At 55.0% G+C, this 898-nt stretch carries 1 protein-coding gene; it reads left to right on the top strand.

The features are described 5' to 3' along the window. A partial coding sequence (locus WM40_RS27180) for a PDDEXK nuclease domain-containing protein (RefSeq protein ID WP_046154665.1) occupies positions 1-842 on the top strand: 842 nt, incomplete at its 5' end. Between the last annotated feature and the right edge of the window lie 56 nt (positions 843-898).

The following is an 898-nucleotide window of genomic DNA, read 5'->3' as shown; positions in this document are numbered from 1 at the left end:
GAGCCTTCCATCTCGCTTGGCCACTTGAGGAGATTTTCCAGACACTGTCTGGAAAATCTGCCGACGGCGTTGCTTTGGATGTGCACGTACTCCGCGAGCGCTTCCCCTTGCCGTGGTCTGCCTATGTGCGTCTTCTCTCTGTTAAACGCCCCGAGGCGCGTGATTTTTACGAGCGCGAGGCGTTACGAGAGGGGTGGTCAGTGCGGCAGTTGGACCGACAAATTGGCTCGCAGCTCTACGAACGGCTTGTGCTATCAAAAAACAAAGCCGCACTGCTCGACCAAGCCGCTACTGCTGAGGCCTCCGAGACGATGACACCGGAAGAGGCACTTCGTGACCCGTTCGTGCTCGAATTTCTCAATCTCAAAGACCAGTATTCAGAGTCTGATCTGGAAGAGGGGCTGATACAGCATCTCGCGGACTTCTTATTGGAGTTGGGTGACGATTTTGCTTACGTAGGACGACAACGTCGATTGCGTATCGATGACGCCTGGTTCCGCGTCGACCTGTTGTTCTTCCACCGGCGTTTGAAGTGCTTAATCGTCATTGATTTGAAGGTGGGGCGGTTCAGTTATGCCGACGCGGGACAGATGCATATGTATCTCAACTATGCGCGTGAGCATTGGATGAAGCCAGGTGAAAATCCCCCGGTCGGCTTGATCCTGTGCGCTGAGAAAGGCAGTGCCGAGGCGCGCTATGCATTAGAGAACTTACCGAATAAGGTTCTCGCGGCCGAGTATCAAATGGTTCTGCCCGACACCACACTGATTGCCGAGGAGTTGCAGCGAACGCAGATCGAATTGTCGCGTGCTAACCGCCTTCGGCACGTGAATGCACCTTGAACGATCGGCTTAAAATGCCTCCGGTTGCCCAGCGCCGCCTGGGTCTTGCGCACTTC

It is taken from the genome of Robbsia andropogonis (assembly GCF_000970345.1).
Taxonomy (GTDB): domain Bacteria; phylum Pseudomonadota; class Gammaproteobacteria; order Burkholderiales; family Burkholderiaceae; genus Robbsia; species Robbsia andropogonis.
This window is presented reverse-complemented; position numbering and strand designations above follow the sequence as displayed.